An 8,315-nucleotide genomic window follows, 5' to 3' on the forward strand; every position below is an offset into this window, starting at 1 on the left:
ACAGATTCACCACCGACTGCTGCGAGCACGAGCCTGCTCCGTCCGAGGTCGCGCGGGCCCATAGCGCATCTCACAGAATACCGGTCTTGACGAAGGCAGCACAACCTGGGGCACCCGGCCGTGCTTCGGGCCGGCCGCCCGCCGAGGTCGCCCGACGTGCCACTGTTCTCAATGTACGACGTCCAGGTCCGGCCGGCCCGCCGCCAGCGTGCCGGTGTCCGCCATCCGGGAGACCAGCCGGTGGGCGGCCGCGGCGACCTCGTTCTGGTCGGCGCGTTCGGCGAGGTCGAGCAGCGCCCAGAGGTCGGCGGCCCGACCGCGATCGACCAGCCGGTCGCCCAGGCCCATCCCCCGCAGCGGCTCCAGAACCGCCGCCGCCAGGACGGCGTCCGTCGAGAAGCGCAGCAAGTTGCCGAGGTCGGCGTACGGCGACCCGCTGTGCGCGAACTCCCAGTCGATCAGGCCGGTGATCCGCGCCGTGTCCGGGTCGACCAGCAGGTTCTTCGGGTTGAAGTCGCTGTGGACGAGGCAGACCCGGTCGACGCCACCGGCCAGCAGGTCCTCGGCCTCGTCGACCACGGCGGCGAACCCCGGGCCCAGCTCCAGGTCCCGCGCGGCTACGTAGTCGGCCAGATCGCCGAGGTCGCACGGCTCGATCGTCAGGTCGGCGTCGCGGAACATCCCGCTCTTCAGGTACGGCATCCCGCTCAACCGGGCAAGCAGGTCGCCCAACTGCGTGCCGACGGACCGCCGTTGCTCCTCGGTCGCGGACTCGAGGAACACCTGGAGATTGATACCGGGCAGCCGCTCGGTCAACAGGTACGGCGGCTCCTCGAACGAGCCCTCGCGCTTGAGATCCAGTACACGCGGCACGGGCAGCAGCCCACGGACCAGCTCCAGCAGCGCGGCGTCGACGGCAGCCCGCTCCGGATCCTTCAAGTAGAACTTGATGACCGCGTCCTCACCGCCGGCGCTCACCGCGAAGGTCTGGCCGCCGTACCCACCGGTCAGCGGAACCGCGCCGGCCACGAAATCGGTCATGCCCCGCATCCTGCCGCATCGGTTCGACAATTCGGCTTGAAGTTGACGTAACGGCAACCTCTACCGTCGAGAACGTCGACGGAACGAACAGCGGAAGGAGCACGGCGATGGCGTGGTCGATCGCCGAGGTGGCCCGGTCGTCCGGCGTTACCTCGCGGACGCTGCGGCACTACCACTCCATCGGGCTGCTGGTCCCGGCGCGGGTCGCGCCCAACGGCCGGCGGTACTACGAGGAGGAGCAACTGCTGCGGCTGCAGCAGATCCTCCTGCTCCGGGATCTCGGTCTGAGTCTGGACGCGGTGGCCGACGTGCTCGCCCATCGCGACGGCCAGGACACGATCGAGGTGCTGACCAGGCACAAGGAGTGGCTGGTCAAGGAGCAGCTGCGGCTGGCCGGGCTGGTCCGGACCGTCGACGCCACCATCGACAACCTGAAGAAAGGAGGAGAGATGTCACCGGACAAGGTGTTCGAGGGATTCGAGCACAACCCGTACGAGGCCGAAGCGCGTGAGCGCTGGGGCGACGAAGCGGTGGACGCGAGCTACGAGCGGATGCGCGGCTGGTCCGACGCAGACGCGGAGAAGGCCCGGACCGGGTATCCGCGAGTCCACGAGGGGCTGGCCGCGCTGAAGGCGAAGGGGGTCGCCGTGACCGACCTGAGCGTGCAGGAGCTGATCCAGCTGCACTACGAGGTCACCAGCCTGTTCTGGGTGCCGACGCGCGCGGCCTACAAGGGACTCGGGCAGATGTACGTCGACGACGAGCGGTTCCGGCAGAACCTCGGCAACGGCGACGACACGCTGGTCGAGTACCTGCGGGACGCGATGACCGTCTACGCCGACGCCAACCTCGAGGACTGATCCGCGACAACTGGGTGGACTTCGGGGGCTGCAGACTCCGGGGTCCTCTAGGGTGTTGCGGTGGTCGAGCCGCGAAGGATCGAGCTGACGGAAGCTCAGACGTCACGCGCCAGCCGGACCTACTGGGACTCGGCGGCCGCGGAGTACCTGGCCGAGCACGGTGACTTCCTGGGCGACGACCGGTTCATCTGGTGCCCGGAGGGTGTCGATGAGGAGTCGGCGCAGCTGCTCGGTCCGGTGCGCGGCAAGCGGATCCTGGAGGTCGGCTGCGGCGCGGCGCAGTGTTCGCGCTGGCTGGTCGGACAGGGCGCCGATGTCGTTGCCTTCGACATCTCGATCGAGCAACTGCGGATCGGCAAGCAGCTCGACGCCCGCACCGGTACGGCGGTTCGCACGGTGGCTGCCGACGCCGTCGCACTCCCCTACCGCGACGGTGTGTTCGATATCGTCTGCTCCGCCTTCGGTGCGCTGCCGTTCGTCGCCGACGTCGGTACGGCGTTCCGCGAGATCGCCCGGGTGCTGACACCGGGCGGGCTGCTCGTCTTCTCGGTGACGCATCCGTTCCGCTGGACCATGCCGGACGACCCGACCGCGGCCGGCCTGCGGATCACGCACTCGTACTTCGACCGCACGCCGTACGTCGAGGTCGACGCCGCCGGTACACCGGTCTACGCCGAGCACCACCGCACGACCGGCGACTGGATCCGCGAACTGACGGGTGCCGGATTCGTCGTCGACGACCTCCTCGAACCCGAATGGCCGGCCGGTCACCAGCTGGTCTGGGGCGGCTGGGGCCCTGAACGCGGCGCCCTCGTCCCCGGCACCGCCATCTGGACAGCCCACGAAGCCGCGCGCCACCAAACGACCGCGCACGAAGGACAGCCCGCATGACGCGCAGGACCCGTTTCCCCGCCCTGGACGGTCTGCGGGTGATCGCCGCCCTCGCGGTGGTCGTGTCGCAGGTCGGACTGCACAGCCAGGCCCCGCTCGCCGGTGTGGTGTCGCGCCTCGATATCGGCTGGGCGATCTTCTGCGCCATCTCCGGCTTCCTGCTCTACCGCCCGCACGTCCTCGCGTGGTTCTCCGGCACACTGCCGCCGCTCACGCTCCCGTACCTGCGCGGCCGCGCACTCCGCATCCTCCCGGTGCTCCTGCTCGCTGTGGTGCTGTCGATGCTCCTCGTCCCCGAGCCGGCGACCGTCTATCTCCGCTGGGCGCTCTGCACGCCACTCGTGTTCTTCGTCCTCATCCCCGGCCTGGGGCGGCTGCTGACCGGGTACGAGCGCCCCACCCGCCGCAGCGTGCGGTGGCGTCTGTTCGTACTGCTCGCCCTCACCGTCCTCGGACCGGTGTGGATGGCCGTCGTCACCGCGACCGGTCACCCGGAAGCGGCGCTCTGGCTGCCTGGGTACCTCGGCTGGTTCGCCGTCGGCATGGGCATGGCGCTCTGGCAGGTCGCCCGCGCCACTGGTCGCCTCGGCGCATCGACACTCGACATACTGACCAGCGTCCCCGCCACACTTTGGGGAATCGCCGCAGCGCTGCTCCTGATCAGTGCGACGCCGCTGGCCGGTCCGTACGACAACTCGATGCCCACGCCGGCCCAGGCGTTGCTCAAGAACCTCATGTACACAGCGATCGTCGCCTGCGCGCTGTTCCCGGTTCTGAGCCCGTCAGCCAGGACGATCCGCGTTCTGGGCAGTCGCCAGGCGCGGCTGGCCGCACGTCTCTCGTACGGCGTCGTCGCGTACCAGTTCGTCGTACTAGGACTCATCACCGGACCGTTCGCCGTACAGCTGCCCGTAACGCTGGTAGCGACCGCAGCGCTCGCAGCTGCCAGCTACTACCTCGTGGAGCGCCCGATCATGCGCCGCGGGAAGAAGAGCGCCACGACCACCACGCCGAGCATCGTGACGAGTCCGAGCAGCAGTCCGGCGCGGTAGGTCCGGTCCGGGGCGAAGCGGGCTGTGACGACCTGCTCCGGGCCCGCGGGCAGTACCCAGCCCTGTTGCCAGCCACCGATGCGGACCGGTGTGAGTTTGTGGCCGCTGCCGTCGTACGCCGTCCAGCCGTCGTTGTAGTTCTGTGCGACGGCCAGCACGGACGGCCCGTCCGTGGTCGGCACCTCGGCGGTCAGCTCGGCCGCGCTCGGACGCCACACGTCCACACCCTGCACCGGCGACACGGACACATCACCGAACCCGGCCTTGACCAACGTGGTCTCGACCGGCACGACGCCGCCGTTCGCCTGCACGTCGACGCGATGCAGACCGGACCGCAACGGCACGGTCGACCCCTGTCCGCACAGGCTGAACGCCACCGGACGCCGGCGGAGCAGGTCCTGCAGCGTTGCCGCGATCTGAGTGCGCAGCGGCACGTCGTCGATCCGCACGGTCGGCCCGTTCCCGCAGTACGCCGGTACGCGCCGCTGCGGGTCGACCGCCTTGCGGAGCTCGTCCGCGCCGAGCACCTCCACCTCGGACACGCCGACCGAACTGGTCCGGGCGTCCTGCAACGGCTTGGTCGCGGTGAAGCCGATCGTGATGGTCCGCGCGTGCCGACGCCCGAACCGGACGAAGCCGTCGGCGTCCACCGTGGCCTTCACCGGGGCACCGGCGTCGAAGCTCAGCGCGACCGCCGCGGGACGTGAACCGTTCAGCAGCGGATGCGCCCGGAAGCGCAACCCCTGCACGTCTCTTGCCGCGGGCAACGTCAAGGTCAGGCTCGGCGACGGGTCGTCCGGCGCCGCGAGCCAGCCGGTGCCGTTGTCACGGTCGACCGCGGCGTTCGGCCGGCCCTCCGGTGCTGAGACCGCCCGCGACGAGGCGGAGGCGGTGATCGCACCTGGCACCGACACCAACCGCTCGAGCGCCTCCCCGTCCTGCGGCAACGCCGTTCCCCGCAGGTGGTACGTCGCAGCCTGCGGAAGCTGTACGCTGCGCGACAGACCGCTGGGCTCGGTGGACCGCTTCTCCTGGTCCCGACCGCACAACGACTGTGTCCCGACGTGCAGGCACGCGGATCGGCCGACCTGCGCGTTCCGCAGTACGACGGCGCTCGGCTGGCGCGCCGCCTGCTCGCCGCCGGTCGAGATCAGCGGCAGGCCCTCCAGTCCGTCCTTGGCGTCTCCGCTCAGCACCGCAGCGCCTGCCCCACCCAGCGCGGTGACAACAGCGGGTACGTCGTCAGCGGTACCGTCGACCGCGACGAGCCGGGACCGTGGAATCAGCCGCCCCGGCGTGGTCGCTCCGACGTCGTAGATCTCCACGACCGGGTACGGCAGCCGAGTCACTCCGGCCGGACCGAAATACACGACCCTGCCGATGCCTGCGTCGGCCAGGCTCTCGTGGATCGCCGCGGCCGGCGTGTCCTCGACCAGGTCGTTGCGCACCACGACGTAGCGAACCCCGTCGCGCGTCAGGTCCTGGCGCAGCGACGGTTCACCAACCGCGGAGTCGAACCGCCGCCGCAGGTCGTTGGTCAGCGGAGCCACCGGGCGTCCGGTCAGTGCGGCGAGCGGTTCCGTCGAGCTGGAGACAACCAGAACACTGCCTGCGGCTGTCTGCCCGTCGAGCCAGTGAGCCGCGTCCTTCCAGTGCGCCGGGATCGCCGCGAACGCACCGTCCGGGCGGATGATCAGCACCGGCAGCGCGGCGGCCACCGCAAGGCACGTGGCCACCACCGGGACCACGCGGCGGTGGACGCCTCGACCCACGGACAGGTTCGTGAGGCGCCGGAGGTAGTGCGCCGCGGCGAGCGCGAGCGGTACGCCGACCACGATGCCCGCGATCGGGATCCACCGTGGCGTCGGCGGCGTACCGCCGTACCGGAGGACCATCAGCAGCGGGATCAGCCACCACAGAGCCGCCGCAATGACCAGACCGAACCAGACGGCAGCCAGCCGGACCCGCAGGCGGACGACAAGCCAGATCGCCGGTACAGCGAGCACAGCGGCACTCGCCACCGGGTCGGCACCGCCGATCAGCGCGAACGCAACCGCCGACCAGCTGGCCCGGGACCAGCCCGAGCGGGCGCGTGGCGAGACCAGTGGGAGCAGTACCCAGGGCGCCAGGGCCATCGCCCATGCCTCAACGGGCAGTTCTTCGAACGCGAAGGGAGCGAGCGCGTACAGCATCGCGACTGCGAGCCGCGTCCACGGGACGCCGTACTGCAGCACGTTGGAGAGCTTCCAGAGACCGAGGAACGCCACGCAGAGGACCAGCGACCACCACAGGCGCTGCGTGACCCACTCAGGTACGGACAGCGTGGTCAGCAACCAGTGGAACGGGCCCAGCGGGAACAGGTAGCCGTACGCATCGGTCTGTAGTTGGCCGAATCCACTGTGCGGATCCCACAGGTGCAACGCTCGCGACAGGAAGCCCTCAGGTCCGGCTGTCAGCTCGAGCCGTCTGTCGGGGACGATCAGACCGGGGGCATGCTGGAAGCACACAGCGATCAGAGCAAGGCAGCCGAGGACGAGTCGTGCCCGCCAGACGACCTGCTCCGGACTGCCTGCTTTCAGCCTCCTCACCGGCGGGACATTAACGGATCCGGCGGCTCGGAAACGGCATCGTTGCCGTACCGTGAGGTCCGGCAAATCTCACAGATGAGGGCAGCATGACTTCTGGCACCACCCCGGCGGCCCAGCCACAACCACAACCCCAGCCACAACCAGAGGCGGAAACAGTGCCGCCGCGACGCAGCTTCCTGCGCAGCGCGACCGCGGTCGCGGTCGCGATGGCGATCATGAACGTGGCGGCGTACGGGTTCACGCTGATCGGGTCGCGCCGGCTGATGCCCGAACAGTTCGGTGCGATCACCGCGCTGCTCGGCCTGCTGCTGATCGGCAACGTGGCGTCGCTCGGGCTGCAGGCCACCGGTGCGCGGCAGATCGCCACCCACACCGGTGACGGCGCCGCGACCCTCGCCGACGCGATGCTCCGCGCGGGCCGCCGGTCCGCGCTGGCGCTGTCCGTGCTGTGCCTGGTGCTGACGCCGTTGTTCATGTGGTTGCTGCACATCGATTCGATCATCGCGATCGTCCTGCTGGCCCCGACGCTCGGCGGACTGACCCTGATGGGTTCGCAGCTCGGCATCCTGCAGGGCAGTCAGCGCTGGACCGAACTGGCCGCGGTGTACGCCTCCGCGGGCCTCGGCCGACTGGTGCTCGGCGGTGGCGCGCTGCTCGTGCACCCGTCGCTCGATTGGGCCATGGCCGGGCTTGCCCTGGGTGCCGCCGTACCGGCCGCGCTCGGCCAGTTCTTCCTCCGCGGATCGCACGGTGCGGGCCGCAAGGAGGTCGGTGAAGTACTGCGGGAGACCGTGCACGGCACGCACACGCTGCTGGCGTTCTTCGCGCTCGCCAACGCCGACGTGCTGTTCGCGCGCGCCCTGCTCGACGAGAAGTACAGCGGCTACTACGCGGCCGGTCTGATCGTCGCCAAAGCCTGTCTGTTCCTGCCGCAGTTCGTGATCGTGCTGGTGTTCCCGTCGCTGGCCAACTCCCCCGGCGACACCGTCCGGCTGCGCCGCGCGATCTTCGCGGTCGCCGGCCTCGGCGCGTGTGCGGTCGCCGGCACGCTGATCCTGCCCGGTCTCGTCGTCGAGGTCGTCGGCGGCAGTGCGAAGTACGCCGAGCTCGGGCCGTACACCTGGCTGTTCGCGGTCGCCGGATCGGCGTACGCCGTCCTGCAGCTGATCGTGTACGCCGCGATCGCGCAGCAGGAGAAACGCGCCGCGCTCGCGATCTGGGCCGGCCTGGTGGTGCTGGCGGCGGCCGCCGGAATCGTCCTCGGCACCGGCGCCGCGACCGGCCTGCACGGCGTACAGGTGCTCGCCGCCATGACCAGCGGCTGTGCCCTCCTGGTGTCGGCCGGCCTCGCCACAGGACTCCACCGCCAGGCGACCGACCCCGGCACCAGCACAACCGACTAACCGGTGGGTGGCGCGACCTCTCACGCCGGCGGATATCCGGCTTTTGTGACCGATGTGCGGGTGGTCTGAGTGACCGAGCCGGTGCCCGCGCTACACGACCGCGCGCGTCGCCGAGGCCGAGGCCCCTTGAGCCCCTACCGGGACCGTGCACACCCAGCCGGGAGCGTGCACACCCCGTCCCGGGACCTCGCACCTCCGCCCGGGACCTTGCACCCCGTCCCGGCACCTCGCACAGCCGCCCGCGACCTCGCACAAGCAATAGCCAGTCCACACCCACCACACCCTGTCCAAGCCTCCGTCTTCAGCCCGCACGACGACCGGCGCAGCCAATCTCGCACGAGCCGATATCCGCGCACGTCGCGGGTTCCGCCACACGGTGGGTTCACCCACGGTGTTGTGGGTTCCGTACCCTTCACACGGGTCAGGAACCCACAACACGATGGGTAAACCCACCGCGCGGGAACCCACGCGCGGTCGTCC

At 70.1% G+C, this 8,315-nt stretch carries 6 protein-coding genes; 4 read left to right on the plus strand and 2 right to left on the minus strand.

The features are described 5' to 3' along the window. Window positions 1–168: 168 nt before the first annotated feature. A complete protein-coding gene (locus AB0B82_RS05040) occupies window positions 169–1,041 on the minus strand; it encodes a phosphotransferase (RefSeq protein ID WP_360162620.1) in 873 nt (290 codons plus the stop codon). Window positions 1,042–1,148: 107 nt separating this feature from the next. On the opposite strand from AB0B82_RS05040, the gene AB0B82_RS05045 reads away from it, so the two are divergent. From AB0B82_RS05045 to AB0B82_RS05055, 3 genes are read left to right on the plus strand one after another with little or no spacing between them, the layout of a single operon-like run. Further along, complete coding sequence (locus AB0B82_RS05045) at window positions 1,149–1,901, plus strand: TipAS antibiotic-recognition domain-containing protein (RefSeq protein ID WP_360162622.1); 753 nt, start codon at window positions 1,149–1,151, stop codon at window positions 1,899–1,901. Window positions 1,902–1,961: 60 nt separating this feature from the next. Continuing rightward, window positions 1,962–2,792: a class I SAM-dependent methyltransferase gene (locus AB0B82_RS05050; RefSeq protein WP_360162624.1), complete on the plus strand. Its 831-nt coding sequence runs from the start codon at window positions 1,962–1,964 to the stop codon at window positions 2,790–2,792. Continuing rightward, complete coding sequence (locus tag AB0B82_RS05055) at window positions 2,789–3,844, plus strand: acyltransferase (protein ID WP_360162626.1); 1,056 nt, start codon at window positions 2,789–2,791, stop codon at window positions 3,842–3,844. Before AB0B82_RS05050 ends, AB0B82_RS05055 begins: the two co-directional genes overlap by 4 nt. On the opposite strand, the gene AB0B82_RS05060 is transcribed toward AB0B82_RS05055, so the two are convergent. Continuing rightward, window positions 3,745–6,432 (minus strand): alpha-(1->3)-arabinofuranosyltransferase family protein, encoded by a 2,688-nt coding sequence (locus AB0B82_RS05060; RefSeq protein ID WP_360162628.1) that lies wholly within the window; start codon window positions 6,430–6,432, stop codon window positions 3,745–3,747. The two genes, AB0B82_RS05055 and AB0B82_RS05060, sit on opposite strands and share 100 nt — an antisense overlap. Window positions 6,433–6,587: 155 nt before the next feature. Here AB0B82_RS05060 and AB0B82_RS05065 point away from each other — a divergent pair, with 155 nt between their 5' ends. Next, complete coding sequence (locus AB0B82_RS05065; RefSeq protein ID WP_360162630.1) at window positions 6,588–7,835, plus strand: polysaccharide biosynthesis protein; 1,248 nt, start codon at window positions 6,588–6,590, stop codon at window positions 7,833–7,835. The last annotated feature ends 480 nt before the right edge of the window (window positions 7,836–8,315 follow it).

The sequence above is a fragment of the Kribbella sp. NPDC048915 genome (assembly GCF_040649595.1).
GTDB lineage: Bacteria > Actinomycetota > Actinomycetes > Propionibacteriales > Kribbellaceae > Kribbella.

Excerpts from the sequence above, each read along its gene's own strand:
- AB0B82_RS05040 (WP_360162620.1), bottom strand. The coding sequence starts at position 1,041 with ATGACCGATTTCGTGGCCGGCGCGGTTCCGCTGACCGGTGGGTACGGC.
- AB0B82_RS05045 (WP_360162622.1), top strand. The coding sequence starts at position 1,149 with ATGGCGTGGTCGATCGCCGAGGTGGCCCGGTCGTCCGGCGTTACCTCG.
- AB0B82_RS05055 (WP_360162626.1), top strand. The coding sequence starts at position 2,789 with ATGACGCGCAGGACCCGTTTCCCCGCCCTGGACGGTCTGCGGGTGATC.